Consider the following 20,528-nt stretch of genomic DNA (forward strand, 5'->3'; position numbering starts at 1 on the left):
GATAAATCACAATAAATATCAAATTTTAGGTAGTTAATTTTCTGTTTCTATTCAAGATTTTTGAATCTATTTTATTTACAGAACATTTTAATGAAGTTATATCAATATTTGATTTATTTTGCGCGAAAAGGAAATAAATCCTGTCTTGTGCTTGACCTAGCCTTGAATTGAAAATAGGCTTAAGCGGATTGAATTTAAATAAACATCGTACAGTGACGTACTTGCAGATAGCTTAAGCGCTTATGAATATTTTAATTGTAGACGACCATCCTTTATTTAGACATGCTTTGATTCAAGCGGTTCGTTATAGTTTGCCACAGGCGCAGATTCAGGAAACAGCTGATGTTGATGAGTTTTATGCACGTTTAGAGCATGGCTCAGAGCCTGATCTGGTGTTGCTGGACTTAAATCTTCCAGGTGCATCCGGTTTTTCTGCCTTGGTGTATGTGCGCGCACAATATCCCGCAATTCCGATTATTGTGGTCTCAGCACATGAAGAAGTTTCAATTATTCAACGTGCGATTGCGCATGGTGCAATGGGCTATATTCCAAAATCTTCACATCCAAGCCATATCGGTGAAGCGATTAAGCAGGTGTTAGAAGGCGAGATCTGGTTACCACCGAACTTACCAACCCATGCGGGCTTTGATCCGCGTGCGGCAGATGAGACGGCTTTAGCCGAACGTTTACAATCGCTCACCCCTCAGCAGTTCCGTGTGTTGATGATGGTGGCAGAAGGCCTGTTGAATAAACAAATTGCCTATGAGTTAGAGGTATCAGAAGCGACGATTAAAGCGCATGTGACTGCGATTTTCCGTAAACTAGGCGTACAAAATCGCACTCAAGCCGTCTTGGCGATTAGTGCCTTAAATATTGAAGATAAGAAGATGTAAGGTTTAAAACTGAGGGATTGGATGTCTTCGCTTAATCAGATCGAAAAACAAAAAACCAGTTCATATGAACTGGTTTTTTGCTATGAATTAGATGTTCTGTATAGAACCTAAATCCAATATTAGAAACGGAACTTCGCGTTTAAGCCAACAGTTTGTGTATCTACGTTTGCATGTACTGCATTCGCGTTTACATATGTTGCACCTACAGCAATTGCTGGAGTGATGAAGTAGTTGACATTCGCGCCCCAAGCAGATTTGATTGGAGAGAAGTTGTCTTCATTTAATGGGTTTGAGCTGAAGTTAGCTTCTGCATATGATGCACCAACGCTTAACTTAGGCGTTACATATACGTCAGTTTTCAATTCGTATGCTTGGAAGTCACCGTAAACAAGACCAGCTTCAAAACCTACAGCCATGTTTGTACCGTCGATGTTACCTACGTATTTAGTACGTGCAGTAATCGCATCTTGGTCTTCACCAATAACTAATGGTTGAGCTACTGATTTAGCAATACCATTTGAAAGAACGCTATTTGCATCTAAAGCAAATTGGTCAGCGATGTTTGTATAACCAACAGCAACTAAGAAGTTAGGAGTAAGCATTGTACCTACTTCTAATGCAAAACGGTCGCCATTGTCTTTTTCGCCTTCAGACTTAGTCTGAGAGTGGCTATAAGAAGCGCTTGTATATACTGGTAAGTAAGGTGTTGGAAGGTAAGCTTCACCTTTTGCACCGAAAGAGTTGTTCTTAACAGTTGCAACTTCGTCACCGCTTAATTTTGCAAAGCTGTAAGCTACAGATACATTAGAAGCTTGGTTTAAGAACGCAGCTTCAGCTAAAGGACCTTTAGATGCATCTACATTTTTAAAGTAGTAAGTACCTTGAGCAGCACCTGTAAAGTCTTTGTCATTTAAGTCTTTAGCTTCGATGAATTCAGATTGACCTTGAACTTCGAATTGGTATGCGTGAGCACCGGTCATGGCTAAAACTAAAGCAGTGGCTAAACCGAGTTTTTTCATAATGATTTCCAGCTTTAAAACAATTAAAGAGTAAAGTTGGAGTCATTGTATTGTAACAAAGTATGAAGTCAATGTAATAAATTTGGGCTTCCGATAAACGAACAAATGCTGATCAGCTGGTGTGTGAAAAATGAGCGATTAAAATAAATCGTGTCAACCATTTATAAAATACATATCAAACAAATAGATAAGTTTATTTTTTGACAATATCAAGCAAGTAATCAGAATGTCATGTATCACTATTTTGATTGGTTTATTCGATCTTATTAATCGTTTTTTTCGCTCAAAAGATTCTTATTATTGTCATAAACATGCAGCTAAAAGTGTGAGATTTAATCTGGTTTTTGAGTTTTTCTGCGATGAACTTTGCAAAATCATGATATTCATTCTCAGTTAATATAAACTAAAAATCACATAAAAATCGAACTTTTAATGATCAATTAACAAAATCGATTGTAATGATAAACCCGATCTATTTAATCAACTTTACTTTCTGAGAGCTAATTCACATAATACATAGCAAGAGATATCTAATTTGCATTTAAATATCTCATAACATTTTCTTTTGAGTTTTTTGATGTTTTACATCATCGTTTTACTAGCTCGGCTTTCCCCAAGGCTGAGCTTTTTTTTATTTGTTTTTTAAACATTATTGATGAAAATAACACTACAGAACAATGACGATAAAACACTTATAGTGACAGATTATTCTACTTTTCCAGCTTTATGATCATGTCGAAAAAATTAAAATGTCTGACGCTTTTTACAGCCATCTTTTTTGCAATTCCTATGGCTGCTTGTCAAAGTTTAAGCCAACAAAAGCAACAGCTCACGACAGAAAAAAATGATCAGCAGCAGATCTCAAGTTTATTCCAGAGCGCTCAAACCAGTGGTGTTTTGGTGATTTATGACGGCAAGAAAATTCAAAGCTATGGCAATGCGCTTGATCGTGCAGAGCAGCGTTATATTCCCGCCTCAACCTTTAAAATGTTGAATGCTTTGATCGGGATACAACATCATAAGACTGCACCAAATGAAGTGTTTAAATGGGATGGAAAAAAGCGAGCATTTAGTAGCTGGGAAAAAGATTTAACCTTAGCTGAAGCGATGCAGGCATCGGCGGTACCCGTTTATCAAGAGTTGGCAAGACGGATTGGTTTAGAACTGATGACCCGTGAAGTGAAGCGTGTAGGTTATGGTAATAAAAATATTGGGACGCAAGTGGATAATTTCTGGTTAGTTGGTCCCTTAAAAATCACTCCCGTAGAGGAAGTTCGCTTTGCCTATGCATTAGCAAAACAGAAATTACCCTTTGATCAGCCGACACAGCAACAAGTCAAAGCGATGTTATTGGTGGATCAGATCCAGGATACCAAAATCTATGCCAAAAGCGGTTGGGGAATGGATGTCAGCCCGCAAGTGGGTTGGTGGACGGGGTGGATTGAACAGCCAAATGGTAAGGTCATTGCATTCTCATTGAATATGCAAATGAGCCAGCCTGAACATGCAGATGCACGTAAAGCGATTGTGTATCAAGCCTTGCAACAGTTGGGATTGTTAGCCACTTAAATACTCAAAAAAAGACCCAGCTTTTGGGGAAAGCTGGGCTGAGAAAGGATGTTTAACTTGGGGGAGAAAACATCCTAGAGGGTTAGCGGTTTAAATTCTGCAAATCTCTGTATGCTTAAATTATCTCCTTTGAAAATTAATTTGTAAAATTGATTATTTTTATACTTTGAATAGTTTTTTTCGATTTTTAAATGCATTCAAGCATGGAAAAGCAAGCGCTGAACCCAAGTGAAATATGATTGATATTATTTAAACTAGAAGTTTAGTGGCAAAACGTTTAGATCCCTTGGCGCGTGTACTTGAGACTCAAAACGTTTTGCCCATATGAGTGCATTAAATTTCGGGATTACCACTCGTAGCGTAAGCGAAATAAATGCATGTCAGGGGTATGGTTGCTGTCTTGGGTATACAGGCGTTCATAATCAAAGCCAAAACCGCGATTGAAACGGATTGCCACGCCAATGCCATGGTCGCGTCGAGAGAAATCGTAGCCGCTCCGATATGTTAAATAATTCCCCATCAGATACGGTTGGAGGTATTTCATACCATGATGGTCAAGCTCGACATGATAGCCTGCATAATATTCAAGCCCATACGCTTCAGTGTCTAACAGGTTTTCAACTGATTGGGTGGAGGCTTGATTGAATGCATCAAAATTAGGCAATAGATTTTTATACCAGCCTGCACCTGTACTGAGCATCCATGTCCCATCAAAATAGAATAGGGCTGTCGCAAGCATGTCTTGTGAGAGCTTAGATGTTGCATGATCAGATTGCAGCTGAGCTTTGTTGTGTTTCCATGAAATTGCCCAGTTTAAGTTTTTATTTAAGTGAATATCGACAGCGGCTTCTTGCCCCGCTTTACGTTGATAACGGAGCTGATTCAGGCTGATGCGATCCTCAAATAAATAAGCTGCATAAAAATCAATATTTTTCGTTTTCTTCTCATATCTTAAAGTATTACTGGCTGCTTGAGTCCCATCGAAATAAGCAAAAGGGCTCCATGTTTGAGGTTGTGCCAGTGTACTGTAGTCCCAAAGATCGGTTTTACTCCCGACCACATCGTAATACAGACTATAAATTTTTCCATATTTTAAAGTGCCATAGCGATGGCTCGAGATTCCCGCATAGGCTTGCTCTGTGGTCAGACGCTCATCATTGTTTTGATAATGTCCATCCCAATCTAAAATTTTGGCTGGATTAATAAAATTCTGATAACCCGTAATCAAATGCAGATCATCATTGATTTTATAGTCGGTATTGAGATAGATCCTGCTGGTTGAGCTATAGCCATTGCGACGATATTTCTGGTCTGCATTGGATGGCTGATATTGATCAAAATTTAGGGCTTGTAGTCTGAGACTGCCAGCACTGGTCAGTTTAAAGTTGTCCTGCGCAGTGAAAATCTGATCCTGATTGATCAATTCAATTTGTGCAAATGCCGAAGAGCTGATTGCAAAACTCAGGGCAATAAAAACCCGATGGTTTTGAAGTTTGAACTTAACCATTTTTAAATACGTCCATGTATAAATTTAAGTGTGAGGGGTTAATCTCCGATGAAAATATTCATCTAAGATATTGTAATGATGCGTGTTATCCATTAGCTGGAAGGAGACAAAGTCTGGGTCGATGGCTTTCCTTCGATGAAAGTACGACTGACTTTGCCCGATCAACTCATCGAGCTCTTGTGCGCCACAGAAAATGGCATAGGGCTTTTGGACAGTGGCCTCGATCAGGAGGGGACTATATTGTCGAATCTCGTGTTCCGAGAGATTCAAGGCTGTATTTAAATGGGTCTGCTGAATGGGCGCGAGATCATAAATACCACTCAATAAAACGGCTTCACTTACAGCAGGATGCTTGAGCATTAGTGCAGATAAATGAGCCCCCGCAGAATGCCCAACCAACATAATCTCTTGAGTGCTCCATGCTTGTTGTTGGATAAAATCAAGTGCTTTTTGGATTTGCTGGACGATTTCACCCATGCTGCGTTGCGGGGCCAAGTCATATTCAAGTAAGACACATTGCATATTGTTGGCAACAACATCCGTGGCGATAAAGGCAAAATCGGATTTATTACACCATTGCCAATAGCCACCATGCACAAACACGACAGTTTTGCGCGCCTGTGCTAAAGGAAAGAGATCTAAGCACGATCGAGCTGTCGCCGCATAGGTAATATTCTGAATACAGGAATGTTGCTGATAACTCAACAGGCTACGCTGTTGAAACTCCATTAGAATATCCTGCTCATTTGCAACTGTTCGAGAATTATCATAAAGCTTCATGGCGTATTTACTCAGAAGCTTCTGTGTTTGTGCTTAAATCGAGCTTTGCCGAGCTGCGTTTTAGCATATAAAAAACGATTAACAGCACAATAAAGGGAATGCCAAACTGTAGGGTGGATTTAAATTCGGCAGTGAACCAGGTGGTGAGGGTAATGCTCAGAATACTGAATAAGCCAAACAGTGAAATGAACTGACTTGCTGGAATTTTGTATTTTAATCCAATACCATTTTTCGCAATATGCCGTCTAAAACAGATATGGGTCACAAAGATGCTGCCCCAAGTAAATAGTGCTCCGAACATGGATAAGGCAATCATGATGGGAAAGGCCGATTCAGGATTGATGGTATAGACCACGCTTGCAACAGCAATCCCCATCGCGGATAAAAACAGCGCATTGATGGGCACGCCATTGGGGCGGATTTTACCGAAGATCTGAGGAGCATCACCTGCCCGTGACAAGCTAAATAGCATTCGGGTTGAAATATACAACATGCTATTCATGGCAGAGAGGGCCGCGACAATCACGATGAAATTGAGAATACTATCTGCATATGGAATACCGACAATTTTCATCACGGTCACAAAGGGGCTGCTGGCATCTTTACCAATCAGTTCTGTCCATGGAACCAGTGCTACAATTAAAGACAAAGACAGTAAATAGAATAAAATCAGACGTATTGCGGTACTCTTAAAGGCGTATTTGACCGCTTTTTCTGGATTCGATGCTTCACCTGCAGCAACGGCAATCATTTCAATACTTAAATAACTGAAAATCGAAATAATCACCCCAATCCAGACGCCACTGAATCCATTGGGAAAGAAACCGCCATGTCCAGTTAGATTAGTCAGCACATGATGACTTTGCTGATTGTTTTGAGTCAGAATGCCGATTGCCAACAGAATAAACACGATAATCGCAAAGATTTTAATGGTGGAGAACCAATATTCCACCAGTCCAAATGCCTTGACACTATAGGCATTCACTGCAAGCAAAGTACCTGAAAAAAACACGATCCAGATCCATGCGGGCAGATCGGGAAACCACATTTTCATATAGTCTGCGACGGCAGTGATTTCGGTTCCAACCGCCAGCACGATACAGGCCCAATAACTGTAGCGTACCAAGAAACCCGCCAAGGGGCTGATATAATGTTCAGCATAGGCGCCAAATGAGCCTGAAGTCGGGTGTTGTACGGTCATTTCGGCGAGACATGCCATCAGCGCAAAGGCAATTAGCCCGCCAATGGCATAACTCAAAATGACCGCAGGGCCAGCAAAGCTCATCGCAAATTTGCTCCCCATAAACAGCCCTGTTCCAATTGCGCCACCAATCGCAATCATTGCCATTTGTTTGGCGGATAATTTCTTATGTAGCCCTGCTTCACGTGCTTGAATCTTGTCAAAATTATTCATCGGCCTCTCCTAGCCATAAGCTCAATCTGAACGTGACAACTTAGGTCACTTCACCCCGTACCAGATAGCTTTGATTGTTCCATTCTTGATGCTGCATGATGGCTTTGAGATGTTGCACCGCATTCCAGATATCTTCAAATCCAAGATACAACGGGGTAATGCCAAAGCGTAAGACCTCAGGTTCACGATAGTCTCCGATCACCCCACGAGCGATCAGTGCCTGAATAATTTCATAGCCATGCGGATGTTGATAGCTGACATGGCTGCCGCGATATTGATGCTCTTTTGGTGTGATTAGCTCGAAACCATATTCGGCACATTCCTGATCAACCAGTGCAATAAATAGATCGGTTAATTTAAGCGATTTTTCACGAATTTTCTGCATGTTGGCTTTCAGGAAAATATCCACCCCACATTCGATCAGACTCATGGAAATAATTGGCTGAGTACCACACAGATAACGGCGAATATTGTTGGCTGGTTGATAATGCTGAGCCATGGCAAAGGGTTTTTGATGTCCCCACCAGCCAGAAAGTGGTTGCCAGAACTGATCTCGATGTTTGGGATTGACCCAGAGCAGCGCAGGCGAGCCAGGACCACCATTGAGATATTTATAGGTACAACCAATGGCAAAATCGCTGTTCGTTTGATTGAGATCCATCGGTACAGCGCCAACAGAGTGGCATAAATCCCAGATGATTAAGGCATTACTGGCATGGATTTGCTGGTTAATTACGGTCATATCATAGAAATAACCAGTGCGATAATTAACATGCGACAACACCACAACGGCCACATCAGTCGTTAAAATCTTGCTTAAACCTGCAGGACCCTCAATCAATTCGACCTGATAGCCTTGATTGATCAAGTCAATGAAGCCTTCGATAATATAAATATCGGTGGGGAAAGCGTCTTTTTCCGCGACAATGATTTTACGTTGCGGATGCTTCTCGGCTTGAATTTTGACTGCAGCGGATAGCACTTTAAATAAATTTAAGGTGGTTGAATCAGAAATTACGGTTTCGCCAGCATTGGCGCCGATCAGTTGTCCGACTTTATCACCTAGACGGGTGGGTAAGCCCCACCAATCTGCTTTATTCCAACTGTTAATGAGATCTTCACCCCATTCTTGTTGGATAATATGCTGCGCATAATTTAAAGATTGCTTTGGTCTGGCACCTAAAGAGTTACCGTCTAGATAAATCACATTATTAGGCAAGGCAAATTCATTTTTAAATGTGCTGAGCTCGTCTTGTTTATCCCAATAAAGGCATTGTTCTTGTGTCACCATATTGAATTGCATCCCTATATTTATTGAATTCCACTGTTAAATTTTATCACTGCATTTTTTGTTTTTTATCCGATAAAATCGGTAGATAAAGTTGAAAATTAGGATATGATTTCAATAATATTTAAATTATTAGAATAATTTCCGAATATGAATATTGATGCGATTGATCTTAAAATCCTAAATTTCTTGCAGAACGATGCACGCCTGAGTAATCAGGAATTGGCCGATCTGGTGAATCTTTCCCCCTCTGCCTGTCATCGACGGGTCAAGCTTTTGGAAAGCAATGGCATTATTGAGAAATACCAAGCTCGGCTCAATTATGAAAAATTAGGCATTAAAATTGAGGCAATAGTTGAAATAAAATTAATTCAACTCACTGAAAGTGATCATAATTTTTTCTTAAAGCAGATTGAGGACTTTGAAGAAGTTGTGAACGCCTATGTGATTACAGGTGATTCGAATTATGTGCTGCATGTGGCGACCAAAGACCTGAATGCGTTTTCACAATTCATTATTAATAAATTGAATAAGATTAAGGGCATTATGAGTATTAATTCTAAGATCATTTTGGATAAGGTGATTCAGAAAAAACTGCTTTGATTGTCTATGCGCTATTGAAGCTTGGTCTAAATTTATAATACTTTATTTTAATAATATAAAACACTTAGCCTATTTTAATTAAATAAAAATCATTCTCAAATTTGATTTTTTGAAAATAATCTCAATATGACAACCACGATTGAATTCAAGCTGCCGCGATTAATGTAACCAAAAACCTTGGTTTAAGCGTGGTAGTACGATTTAGAATTCAGGTAAAATTAAGTTCTATTTAAAAATCAATTGAGATCGTTTTTGAAAAGTGCAAGGTGTGTGAATGGGGCGTAAATTAAAAAGCTCGAAATTACGATCTGAGCAAATTAGCCGTCGCCTCTTTTTCTGCATGATTGTCATTATCTTTTCGATTTTTTATCTTTCCATTCCTTTAATTATCAATAGTTACCAAGAATATATCAAATCTGATCAGACCTTGACAGAAATTACCTGTCTGCGCGCCTTAGTCAAAACATCCAATAAAATTTCCAGAGAACGGGCACCTTCCAATAAAGTGATGTCGAGCCAGCCTGAGGTGCTGTTAGAAAATCAAAAGGAATTATTCGAATATCGTAAAATTGTCGATGCGCAGATTGATGAGACCATTGAGGTATTAACACAACATGGCTTTAGGTTAATTGCTTATGAACTGGAAACAGGTCTAAAAGTAAAATTATCCAAAGCACGCGGTATTGTCGATGCCTATGCCAATACACCGCATGCAGAGCGAACCTCGAAGCAATACGATCATGCGATTTTATCGATGTTTAGTGTTTGGGATGAAAGCCGTGAGTTTTTAACTTGGTTATTGGTACGTTCTAATAGTAAAAATAGCAAGATGTCGAATTACTTTACCTCGATTCTGGTGCTCACGGATATGCGTGATCAGGCAGGACGGGTGGCATCTAATATTATGGCACCTGTGACTTTTGATGAGAAAATCTCAGATGAAAACCGCGCACGTTCTTTACAAACCCAGCATCAAGCGATTTATCTTTGGGAACTAATTGACACGATTCAGCCTGAACAGTCAAAGACGCTTGAATATGTGCGTTTATATCGCCGTGTAAAAACCGAATTTTTAGATAAAGGCTTGCCGATCGTGGCCAAGTTGCTTGATGAAAGCAAGAATAATCAGGCCTATTTCCTGTCGGGTACAGAACTGACAGAACGAATGGTGGGGAAATTCACCACGGTGATGGATTTGCAAAACTATATTCTGGATTACAGTATTCGGGTGGCTGATGAACAGAATAAGTTGGCTAAGCGGCAATTCATATTCACCTTGTGTATTTCAAGTCTGTCTTTGCTGATCGCCATTTTTACCATGATCTACGCCAAGCGAAGGGTATTTAGCCCATTAATTCATGCGCGTAATATGATTTTACGCCTTTCGGGAACGTCTGATGAGTTGCCTGCGGAAAACAAGCGGAAAGGCGAGTTTTTCTCCTTGTTTGAGGCGATTGATAAACTCAAAGTCATGTTGACACAGCGTGATCAAATGGAACTGCAACTTAAACAAATTGCGAATACCGATGTGTTAACAGGAGTCGCCAATCGCTTGGCTTTGGATGAATATATTCAAATGTTGGAATCCAAACCAGCGTCTTTGTCACAGACCTGCGTGATTGCAATTGATATTGATAATTTTAAGTTTGTGAATGACCAGTATGGACATATTGTCGGGGATCAGGTGATTAGCATGATTGCCGATCAACTGAAACATAATGTGCGAGCGTCCGATTTAATTGTGCGTTATGGCGGTGATGAGTTCTTGGTGGTGATTGAAAATATCCAGATGGGCGCTGCCAAAGTGGTTGCAGAAAGTATCCGCGCGGCTATTTTAAAAGAAACGATTGTCGTGCCGAATGTAGCGGCGTCGATTCATGTTTCGGTCAGTATCGGCGTCGCAATTGGGGCAAATAGCTGGTTAGAGTTGTTAGAAAAAGCGGATCAGTCCTTGCTCAAGGCAAAGGCCAAAGGGAAGAATATTGTAGAGACCTAAAGCTTGTACGGAAGGTGTGATGCTTATTTTTCTTCAAGTATTTTTGAGTATAGAATCAAAAATAGGATTAAGTTTGTGTACTTAATCCTGTTAGAGAACTCTAATCTTGTATAAGAAGGATCACTTCAACATCGGTTTTAAGAAACGACCAGTATGTGAAATTTCAACTTGTGCTACGTGTTCTGGTGTCCCTTCAGCAATAATCTGACCACCACCCGAACCACCTTCAGGGCCAAGATCAATTACCCAATCGGCAGTTTTGATCACATCCAGATTATGCTCAATCACCACGATGGTATTACCCTTATTGCGGAGCTCGTACAGGATATCGAGTAACTTGGCAATATCATGGAAATGCAGACCTGTGGTCGGTTCATCCAGAATATATAAGGTTCGACCTGTATCGCGTTTTGCCAACTCACGTGCCAGTTTGACCCGTTGTGCTTCACCACCAGAAAGCGTGGTTGCGGCTTGTCCTAAACGAATATAGCCGAGCCCGACTTGGGTTAAGGTATCTAAACGGCGATGAATCACCGGAATTGCACTAAAAAATTCCGCGGCATCTTCAACGGTCATTTCCAGTACATCAGAAATGTTTTTGCCTTTATAACCGACTTCTAAAGTTTCACGGTTATAACGCTTGCCATGGCAAGCATCACATGGCACATACATATCAGGCAAGAAGTGCATCGCGACCTTGATCATGCCATCGCCTTCACAGGCTTCACAACGGCCACCTTTCACGTTAAACGAGAAACGACCTGCGCTATAACCACGCGCTTTGGCTTCAGGCGTTTGTGCAAATAACTCACGAATCGGTGTGAATAAACCCGTATAAGTTGCTGGATTTGAACGAGGGGTACGACCAATTGGACTTTGGTCAATATCGACCACTTTATCTAAATGCTGTAAGCCATCAATCGAATCAAATTTTTCCGCAGTCAGGGTAGTCGCACCATTCAGTTGCGTCGCAGCTAAAGGCAATAAGGTACGGTTAATCAGCGTTGATTTCCCTGAACCTGAAACTCCTGTGACACAGGTCATGATGCCCAATGGGATGGTCAAATCCACATTCTGTAAGTTATGCCCGCTAGCGCCAGACAATTTGATCACTTCATCTGGACGCGGTGAGATGGTACGTTGTTTCGGTACTTCAATTTTGAGCTTGCCTGACAGGTATTGGCCTGTGAGCGAGTCCGCATGATTGGCCAATTCATCATAAGTGCCTTCAGCAATCACCGCACCGCCATGAATCCCCGCACCTGGACCGATATCAATAATATGGTCAGCGGCACGAATTGCATCTTCATCATGCTCAACCACCAACACGGTATTGCCGAGATCACGTAAACGAATCAGGGTTTGCAGTAGACGATCATTATCACGTTGATGTAGACCAATTGACGGTTCATCCAGTACATACATCACGCCCATTAAACCTGCACCGATCTGTGAGGCTAAACGGATACGTTGCGCTTCACCGCCTGAAAGGGTTTCAGCTGAACGTGCCAAGCTGAGGTAATTCAGGCCAACACTAACTAAGAAGTGTAAGCGTTCACGAATCTCTTTAAAGATTTTATCGGCGATTTCACCCTTGGCCCCTTCAAGGTTCAGGTCTTGATAATAGTGTTCAGCATCGCCAATCGACATTTTGGTGATTTGGGCAATGGTCTTGTCTTTGACCCGCACATGGCGAGAGATTTCATTCAGACGTGAACCGCCGCAAGCATCACAAGCCGCATTCGACAGATATTGCGCCAGATCATCACGCACATAATTCGATTCAGTTTCGCGGTAGCGACGTTCTAAATGCGGCAAAATCCCTTCAAAGGCTTGCACACGACTGTGTTTACGACCACGTTCATCAATATAACTCAGATCGATTTTCTCTTTGCCTGAGCCCTGTAAGAATTTCTTTTGCGTGTCTTTATCCAGTGCGTTCCACGGTTGGTCGAGGTCAATATTGAAATGATCAGCCACTTTTTGCAGCATGGTGTAGTAATACGGACGCTGTCTGTCCCAGCCGCGAATCGCCCCTTGGCTAATGGATACTTCTGGATTCGGAATCAGTTTATCAGCACTAAAATGGCTGCGTGTTCCCAAGCCATCACAAACGGGGCAGGCACCGAAGGGGTTGTTGAATGAGAATAGACGTGGTTCAAGCTCTGCTACAGCACGGTCACATTCAGGACAGGAGTGTTTGGCTGAAAACACACGTTCAGGATGTTCGCCATTCATCCACGATAAAACTGCAATATCGCCGCCTAGACGCAGTGCCGTTTCAAACGACTCTGCAATACGGTTACCGAGGTCGTCGCGCACTTTAAAGCGATCGACTACCACTTCAATGGTATGTTTTTTCTTTTTGTCCAGTTCAGGCGGGGTATCAATATCAATGATTTCACCATCGACACGGGCACGCACAAAGCCTTGGCCTTGCAACTGTTCAAACAGTTGGGTGTATTCGCCTTTACGTTCGCGCACCACAGGCGCAAGCAACATCAAGGCAGTGCCTTCTTCAAGGCTTTTGACTGCATCGACCATTTCTGAAATGGTTTGTGCCACCATCGGCAAATCATGTTCAGGGCAGTAGGGTGTACCTACGCGCGCATAGAGCAAACGTAAATAGTCATAAATTTCGGTAATGGTACCCACGGTTGAACGTGGGTTATGGCTGGTCGACTTTTGCTCAATCGCAATTGCAGGGGATAAACCTTCAATCGAGTCGACTTCTGGTTTTTCCATTTGCGAAAGGAATTGACGCGCATAAGCCGAAAGTGATTCGACATAACGACGTTGACCTTCGGCATACAAGGTATCAAAGGCCAAGGATGATTTACCTGAGCCAGAAAGTCCCGTAATCACCACAAACTTGTCACGTGGAATATCGAGTGACACATTTTTTAAATTATGGGTACGTGCGCCTCGAATACGGATATGACTTTGACTCATAAATACATCTCAATAAGCTGAATATGAAAACAGGTATATGATAGCGATTTAAAATCGTTCAAGTGGTATAAAAATAATTAAAACGACAAATTGTGACGGTTAATGAACTGGTTCACATTTATCTCACGCGATGCGCCTCGTATTTTTAGCATTCAATGCCGCAGATTACCATGTAAAAATTGATCACTTATTAAAATAGATATTTAACTAGACGACTGGTCTAATATTGATTTATAGTGTGTGCATGAAACGATCAAATAAAAGTGAAGCCACGCGACAACATATTCTCGATACCAGCTTTGAATTGGTATTACGTAAAGGTTTTGTGGGTGTTGGCTTGCAAGAGATTCTCAAAGCTTGTGATGTCCCGAAAGGGTCGTTCTACCATTATTTTGCTTCTAAAGAAGCATTTGGCTGTGCTTTGCTCGAACAATATATGGCGGATTATAAAGTCCGTGTCGAACAGCTCTGGCAACATACCGAACAAAGTGCGCATGCACGTTTGATAGCGTTATGGCAGGCATGGATCGATGATCCTGTTTATGGCAGCTGGGCAGAGAATTGTCTGATTGTGAAATTAGCAGCAGAGGTTGCTGATTTGTCCGACGACATGCGTCAAATTCTCAATCTCGGCGTGCATCGATTGACGCAACGTGTGGCCTTGTTATTACAAGAAGGGCAACAACAAGGCTCGATTCCTGCCCATCTTGACCCACTTAAAACCGCTCAGGTGATGTATCAATTGTGGCTGGGTGCCGCCTTGATGACCAAACTGGCCCAAGACAAAGCACCGCTACATTTAGCCTTAGAAACCACTCAACAGCTGCTCCAACCGATTAAGGAATAAAACATGCAAAGTATTATCCATCACAGTTTTGGTGAACCCGTCGATGTATTGCAGTTGGGTGAGATGCCGCAACCTGAGCCGAAAGCGGGTGAAGTTCGTATCAAGATGATCATGTCTCCTATGCATAATCACGATGTTTGGACTGTACGTGGTAGTTATGGTTATAAGCCAACCTTGCCTGCCATTGGTGGCAGCGAAGCGGTAGGGATCGTCGATGCAGTAGGTGACGGTGTAGATGGCAGCAAATTAGGACAGCGCGTTGCGGTTGCTGGCGTACATGGCAGTTGGGCGGAATATTTTATCGCGCCAGCAGCCAGTATTATTGCTTTAAATGATGCGATTGATGACCAAACCGCCGCACAACTAATCGGGATGCCGATCAGTGCGCTGATGCTCCTCGATTTTGTCAACGTACAAGCAGATCAATGGTTGATTCAAAATACGGCAAATGGTGCGGTGGGTAAAACCGTTGCCATGATTGCTCAAGCGCGCGGACTACACGTCATTCATTTGGTTCGTCGTACTGATGCGATAGCAGAAATGCAGGCTTTGGGGATTCAGCATGTGGTGGCGACGGATCAGCCAGATTGGAAGCAACAAGTCAAAGCCATACATACAGATCAGCCCTTAATTGCTGGGGTGGACTCAATTGGTGGCAGCGCCAGCGGGGAAATGTTGAGTTTACTCAGTGAAAATAGCCTATTGGTGTCGTTTGGCAGTATGACTGGCGAGACCATGCAGATCTCATCGGGTGATCTGATTTTTAAACAAGCTACGGTTAAAGGGTTCTGGGCCAGTGTAGTCAATAAAGAAATGCCAGTGGAACGTAAAAAGGCTTTGTTTGTAGAACTGATTACATTGGCGACGCAGAAAAAACTGGTTCTACCTGTTGAGGGTATCTTTAGTTTTGACCAGATTAATACTGCCGCGTTGAAAGCAACTCAAGGCGCGCGTCAGGGTAAAGTGTTGTTAGCACCATCTTTGTAAAAATACTGGGTCAGTTTTGCGACTGATCCAATTAAATTCAAACACAATAAAAAGGAAAAAATCGCATGTTGGGACAAGTATTGATCGGGTTAATTGCAGTATTGCACGTTTATATCTTGGTACTGGAAATGTTTTTGTGGGACAAGCCCTATGGTTTAAAGGCCTTTGGCAATAGTCTGGAAAAAGCACAACTGACCAAAGTATTGGCACAAAATCAGGGGCTGTATAATGGTTTCCTTGCCGCAGGTTTATTTTGGTCATTACTGGCACCTGCCGACTATGCAACGGCGATTGCCAACTTCTTTTTAGGCTGTGTGTTGATTGCCGGGATTTATGGGGGTCTGACTGCGAGTAAAAAGATTATCTACATTCAGGCGGTGCCTGCATTGATTGCTTTAATTGTAGTGAATGTTTTTTAACCCAGCAATAAAAGTAGGCATTTGAGCCTATTTATGTTTTAATGCGCTCAGTTTGAGATGAGCCTCATACAGTATATCGGACGATACGATATACGACTAAGCCCCTTAATTGGGGCTTTTTTATGTCTGGAGAAAATACGACTAAACTGATACTTAGGCTTGATCGAGTCCTAACCATTGACGTTGTTGATAGGCACTGTCCCAGAATAACCATTCCAGTTTTGCACCCATGCGATAAGCCGCATGCATCTTGGCTAAGGTATCCTCATCACACCGTGCAGCGACTTTATCAACCGTCGCAATCACATTACGCACCGCGGTATTAAATTCTTCCCCTGCATAGGTATCGATCCATGCTTGATAAGGATTGTTGGCAACCGATTGACTGACGATGTCTTTACCGACTTCGGCATAAATCCAGAAGCATGGCAATAAGGCTGCCAAAATCACAGGATAGCTTTCTGACCATGCGGTTGCTGTCAGGAAAGATGTGTAATGATGGCAGGCCAGTGTTAGTGGTGTGTTTTCAAACTCGGTTTTGCTGACATCAAATTCCTGCATAAAATCATTGTGTAAACTTCGTTCTACAATAATGGCAATTTTAGCCGCTTCAGAAAATTGAATCACATCATCAGCTTCATAGGCTTTAGCGGCAGCAACAGCCAAGGCACGTCCATAGGCCAATAAGTAATGCGCATCTTGAATCACATAATGACAAAAGGCTGAACGATCGAGTGTGCCTGCTGCAAGCTCCTGATTAAAAGGTAGTGCTAATATTTTTTGATATAAATCTTGATTACGTTGCCAAACATCTTGAGAAAACGTCATGGAATGAACCTATGAAAGTACATATAAAAGAAATCTTTTCAGCACTATAGCAGAGTCTGGTCGGGATGGTTTTTTTTGCCAAACAAGTCCAACAATCTTTTCTGTTTTTGGGTCAAAACTCGCCTACAATAAGCACATTTTTATCACTCTATATTTGGATAAAAGGCTGCTCATGAAGCATTTCCGTTTCTCAATATTTTTTACGATTGTGTGTTTAGCACTTTCGGCCTACTGGGGCTATACGCATGGCCCTGAAGCGGGTGTTGCCACCATGCTAAAAGCACTGACCATTACTGCCATTCTAGCGGTGATGGAAGTGTCTCTTTCTTTCGACAATGCGGTGGTGAATGCCTCAGTACTGCGGGGTTGGGATCATTTCTGGAAAATGATCTTCTTAACCGTCGGTATCCTGATTGCCGTATTTGGGATGCGTTTAATCTTCCCTGTGGTGATTGTCGCGGTAACCGCTGATATGGGCATGGTTGAAGTCGCCAAAATGGCCCTGAATGATCCGAAGACCTATTCAGAGCGTTTGATGGCGCATCATGCTGAAATTTCAGCTTTTGGTGGGACCTTCTTATTGATGGTGTTCTTAAACTTCTTCTTTGACGATGGTAAAGAAACCCATTGGTTTAAATGGTTGGAAGCGAAACTAGCCCATTTGGCCAACGTGCCGGCCATGTCGGTGTTCTTGGCCTTGATCGCGATGATCATTATGGCGGCGAATGTCGATGAGTCTGCTCGCTTGGCTGTAACCATGGCAGGAATCTGGGGCATCGTGGTGTACATCGGGGTGCAGGTCTTGAGTCATTTATTGGGTGGTGAGCCTGAGATTGATGAAAATGGCAATGCCATTGGCCATGACTCAAGTGGTGCAGCTTCGGGTGTGGTAAAAGCCGGTTTTGGTGGTTTCCTCTACCTTGAAGTACTAGATGCATCCTTCAGCTTTGACGGAGTGATTGGTGCCTTTGCGATTACCAGTGATGTGGTGATCATTATGCTCGGTCTAGCGATTGGTGCGATCTTTGTCCGTTCAATGACCATTTATCTGGTCGAAAAGGGCACTTTGGATGCGTATATCTACTTAGAGCATGGCGCACATTATGCGATTGGTGCACTGGCATTCATCATGATCGCAAGTGGTACGGGCTTGCATGTACCTGAAGTAGTCACGGGTTTGATCGGGGTGGCCTTTATTGTGTGGGCGGTGTTGGCTTCGATTCAGTATAGCAAGCGAGAACAGCAAGCTTCTTAAGCTTGTTTTCAGCTTGATCAGTTAGTGTAAATAAAGGAGCGAACATCGCTCCTTTATTTTTTTCTCTGCAGAAAGATTGTGTTTTTCATAATCTACGTACAACCTTTGTAGGCGAATGGCTTATAATTCGCTGAGCCAGTTATAGTGTCTTATCAATAATGAATGCTTTAGAACGCCGTTCAACCTTTGCCTTAAGTAGCATTTTTGCCTTACGCATGTTGGGCTTGTTCATGATTATTCCTGTATTTTCAGTTGCAGGACAATCCTATCAATATGCCACACCTGCCTTAATCGGTCTCGCGGTGGGAGTCTATGGCTTAACCCAAGCAATTTTACAAATTCCATTTAGCCTCTTGGCCGATCGCTTCAGCCGTAAGCCTTTGGTGGTGCTCGGCTTATTGTTATTTGCCATTGGCGGTGCCATTGCGGGTCTATCCGACACCATTTATGGGGTGATTATTGGCCGTGCGATTGCAGGTGCAGGTGCAGTTTCAGCCGTGGTGATGGCATTACTGGCCGATGTCACCCGTGAAGAACAACGGACCAAAGCTATGGCGGCGATGGGCATGAGTATTGGCTTATCCTTCGTTGTTGCTTTTAGTTTGGGGCCATGGCTGACCAGTTTGGTCGGTATATCAGGTCTATTCTTTGTCACCACCATTATGGGGTTGGCTGCGATTTCGATGTTGCTATTGGTGCCTAAAGTTACGCGACACCACCGAAATTATCAGCAAGGCTATTTGAATCAGCTCAAGCAAGTCATCCAAATGGGTGAGTTGAACCGTTTGCACGTGTCGGTGTTTGCACTACATTTATTGCTGACGGCCATGTTTATTTATGTGCCTTCACAGTTGATTGAGTACGCGCAAATTCCATTGGCAAAGCATGGTTTAGTCTATTTACCTCTGTTAGTGATCAGCCTGTTTTTTGCCTTCCCAAGCATTATCATTGCGGAAAAATATCGCAAAATGCGCGGCATTTTTCTCACTGCCATTGCTGGGCTTATTGGTGGTTTACTGATTCTGATCTTTGGCTATGAGTCTAAATATGTATTGTTGGCAGGACTGGGTTTATTCTTTATTGCATTTAACGTGATGGAAGCATTATTACCCTCTTGGTTATCCAAAGCAGCTCCGATCCAATCCAAAGCCACTGCCATGGGCGTCAATGCCAGCAGCCAGTTTTTGGGAGCGTTTTTTGGCGGAACCTTGGGTGGTCAGCTTTTGATGTTACAGAATACTGCGCTCGGGTGGAGTGTGTTGACGGGGATTGCTATAATATGGCTGCTAATTAGTTTTGGTCTGGCTCAGCCGAGATATTTGTCTTCTATTGTGTTGCCTTTACCTCAAGCAATACAAACAGATGAATGGACTTCAAAACTGTTGGCGATTCGTGGTATTGAAGAAGTCGTGGTGATGCCAGAACAGCAAGTTGCGTATATTAAAGTCGATAAACAGTGCATTGATGATGCTGGGCGACAAGATTTAACGCACTTGATTGGCAAAGAGGTAGCCATTTAATCATAACTCTTATAAAGTAAAACATAGAAATATATAGGATGAAGACAGCTAATGCGTGGTGTGAATAAAGTTATTTTAGTAGGTACTTTAGGTAAAGATCCAGAAACTAAAACTTTTCCAAATGGTGGATCATTAACTCAATTCTCGATTGCAACCAGTGAATCGTGGATGGATAAAAGTACGGGTGAGCGTAAAGAGCAAACAGAATGGCACCGTATCGTGTTGCACAACCGTTTAGGTGAAATTGCACAACAGTATCTCCGTAAAGGGTCAAAAGTGTATATCGAAGGTTCATTGCGTACCCGTCAATGGACAGACCAAAATGGTCAAGAGCGTTACAGCACTGAAATTCGTGGCGATCAAATGCAGATGTTGGATAGCCGTCAACAAGGCGAGCAGAGCGGTGGCGACTTTAACCAACCTCGTTTTAACAACAATAATAACCAAGGCGGTGGTTACCAAAATACAGGCTATAACAATAACAACAACCAAGGTGGTTATGGCCAAGGTGGCGGCTTTAATGGCGGCAACCAGCAAGGTAATTATGCAGGTAGCCCACAAGCAGGCAATGGTTTTAATACACCAAAAGCAGCACCTCAACCTGCTGCGGCAGCGCCAGCGGATTTAGATGACGATTTACCGTTTTAACGC

17 protein-coding genes are annotated in these 20,528 nt (G+C 42.4%); 10 read left to right on the plus strand and 7 right to left on the minus strand.

Features of this window, described 5'->3' with window-relative positions; genetic code table 11:
* The first annotated feature begins 242 nt into the window (after positions 1-242).
* Positions 243-893: a response regulator gene (locus F957_RS19125; protein ID WP_016542659.1), complete on the plus strand. Its 651-nt coding sequence runs from the start codon at positions 243-245 to the stop codon at positions 891-893.
* Positions 894-1,012: 119 nt separating this feature from the next.
* On the opposite strand, the gene omp33-36 is transcribed toward F957_RS19125, so the two are convergent.
* On the minus strand, positions 1,013-1,912 hold the full coding sequence (gene omp33-36 / locus F957_RS19120; protein ID WP_016542660.1) for a porin Omp33-36: 900 nt from the start codon (positions 1,910-1,912) through the stop codon (positions 1,013-1,015).
* Between the two features lie 726 nt (positions 1,913-2,638).
* On the opposite strand from omp33-36, the gene F957_RS19115 reads away from it, so the two are divergent.
* On the plus strand, positions 2,639-3,481 hold the full coding sequence (locus F957_RS19115) for an OXA-286 family carbapenem-hydrolyzing class D beta-lactamase OXA-671 (protein WP_081401608.1): 843 nt from the start codon (positions 2,639-2,641) through the stop codon (positions 3,479-3,481).
* 346 nt (positions 3,482-3,827) lie between these two features.
* On the opposite strand, the gene F957_RS19110 is transcribed toward F957_RS19115, so the two are convergent.
* Genes F957_RS19110 through kynU form a run of 4 tightly spaced genes read right to left on the minus strand, consistent with a single transcriptional unit; the run spans position 3,828 to position 8,473 of the window.
* Complete coding sequence (locus tag F957_RS19110) at positions 3,828-4,988, minus strand: porin (protein ID WP_016542662.1); 1,161 nt, start codon at positions 4,986-4,988, stop codon at positions 3,828-3,830.
* A gap of 24 nt (positions 4,989-5,012) precedes the next feature.
* Positions 5,013-5,768, minus strand: coding sequence for an alpha/beta hydrolase (locus F957_RS19105; protein ID WP_016660102.1), 756 nt, complete (start codon positions 5,766-5,768; stop codon positions 5,013-5,015).
* Positions 5,769-5,775: 7 nt separating this feature from the next.
* Positions 5,776-7,182, minus strand: a complete 1,407-nt coding sequence (locus tag F957_RS19100) for an amino acid permease (RefSeq protein ID WP_016542664.1) — start codon at positions 7,180-7,182, stop codon at positions 5,776-5,778.
* 40 nt (positions 7,183-7,222) lie between these two features.
* Complete coding sequence (gene kynU, locus F957_RS19095; protein ID WP_016542665.1) at positions 7,223-8,473, minus strand: kynureninase; 1,251 nt, start codon at positions 8,471-8,473, stop codon at positions 7,223-7,225.
* A gap of 147 nt (positions 8,474-8,620) precedes the next feature.
* Here kynU and gigD point away from each other — a divergent pair, with 147 nt between their 5' ends.
* Complete coding sequence (gene gigD, locus F957_RS19090) at positions 8,621-9,073, plus strand: Lrp/AsnC family transcriptional regulator GigD (protein WP_016542666.1); 453 nt, start codon at positions 8,621-8,623, stop codon at positions 9,071-9,073.
* Between the two features lie 274 nt (positions 9,074-9,347).
* A complete protein-coding gene (locus F957_RS19085; RefSeq protein ID WP_016542667.1) occupies positions 9,348-11,069 on the plus strand; it encodes a GGDEF domain-containing protein in 1,722 nt (573 codons plus the stop codon).
* A gap of 120 nt (positions 11,070-11,189) precedes the next feature.
* Here F957_RS19085 and uvrA read toward each other — a convergent pair whose 3' ends face one another.
* Positions 11,190-14,021, minus strand: coding sequence for an excinuclease ABC subunit UvrA (gene uvrA / locus F957_RS19080; RefSeq protein ID WP_016542668.1), 2,832 nt, complete (start codon positions 14,019-14,021; stop codon positions 11,190-11,192).
* Between the two features lie 244 nt (positions 14,022-14,265).
* On the opposite strand from uvrA, the gene F957_RS19075 reads away from it, so the two are divergent.
* From F957_RS19075 to F957_RS19065, 3 genes are all read left to right on the plus strand, one after another.
* Positions 14,266-14,868, plus strand: a complete 603-nt coding sequence (locus tag F957_RS19075; RefSeq protein WP_016542669.1) for a TetR/AcrR family transcriptional regulator — start codon at positions 14,266-14,268, stop codon at positions 14,866-14,868.
* A gap of 3 nt (positions 14,869-14,871) precedes the next feature.
* The gene (locus F957_RS19070; protein ID WP_016542670.1) at positions 14,872-15,855 is read left to right on the plus strand and encodes a zinc-binding dehydrogenase; all 984 of its coding nucleotides are present in this window, start codon (positions 14,872-14,874) and stop codon (positions 15,853-15,855) included.
* Positions 15,856-15,920: 65 nt separating this feature from the next.
* The gene (locus F957_RS19065) at positions 15,921-16,274 is read left to right on the plus strand and encodes a DUF1304 domain-containing protein (protein ID WP_016542671.1); all 354 of its coding nucleotides are present in this window, start codon (positions 15,921-15,923) and stop codon (positions 16,272-16,274) included.
* A gap of 153 nt (positions 16,275-16,427) precedes the next feature.
* Here the strand turns inward: F957_RS19065 and tenA are convergent, their stop codons facing one another.
* The gene (gene tenA, locus F957_RS19060; protein ID WP_016542672.1) at positions 16,428-17,102 is read right to left on the minus strand and encodes a thiaminase II; all 675 of its coding nucleotides are present in this window, start codon (positions 17,100-17,102) and stop codon (positions 16,428-16,430) included.
* Between the two features lie 172 nt (positions 17,103-17,274).
* Between tenA and F957_RS19055 the strand changes: the two genes are divergently transcribed.
* The 3 genes from F957_RS19055 to ssb all read left to right on the plus strand — a co-directional run bounded on the left by F957_RS19055 (position 17,275) and on the right by ssb (position 20,525).
* Positions 17,275-18,357: a DUF475 domain-containing protein gene (locus F957_RS19055; RefSeq protein ID WP_004657231.1), complete on the plus strand. Its 1,083-nt coding sequence runs from the start codon at positions 17,275-17,277 to the stop codon at positions 18,355-18,357.
* A 155-nt stretch (positions 18,358-18,512) separates the two neighbouring features.
* Positions 18,513-19,877 carry an MFS transporter gene (locus F957_RS19050; RefSeq protein WP_032861115.1) on the plus strand — a complete coding sequence of 455 codons (1,365 nt, stop codon included), beginning with the start codon at positions 18,513-18,515 and terminating at the stop codon, positions 19,875-19,877.
* 51 nt (positions 19,878-19,928) lie between these two features.
* On the plus strand, positions 19,929-20,525 hold the full coding sequence (gene ssb / locus F957_RS19045) for a single-stranded DNA-binding protein (RefSeq protein ID WP_016542674.1): 597 nt from the start codon (positions 19,929-19,931) through the stop codon (positions 20,523-20,525).
* Positions 20,526-20,528: the final 3 nt, after the last annotated feature.

Origin of the sequence: Acinetobacter gyllenbergii CIP 110306 = MTCC 11365 (assembly GCF_000413855.1) — a bacterium.
Classification (GTDB): Bacteria; Pseudomonadota; Gammaproteobacteria; order Pseudomonadales; family Moraxellaceae; genus Acinetobacter; species Acinetobacter gyllenbergii.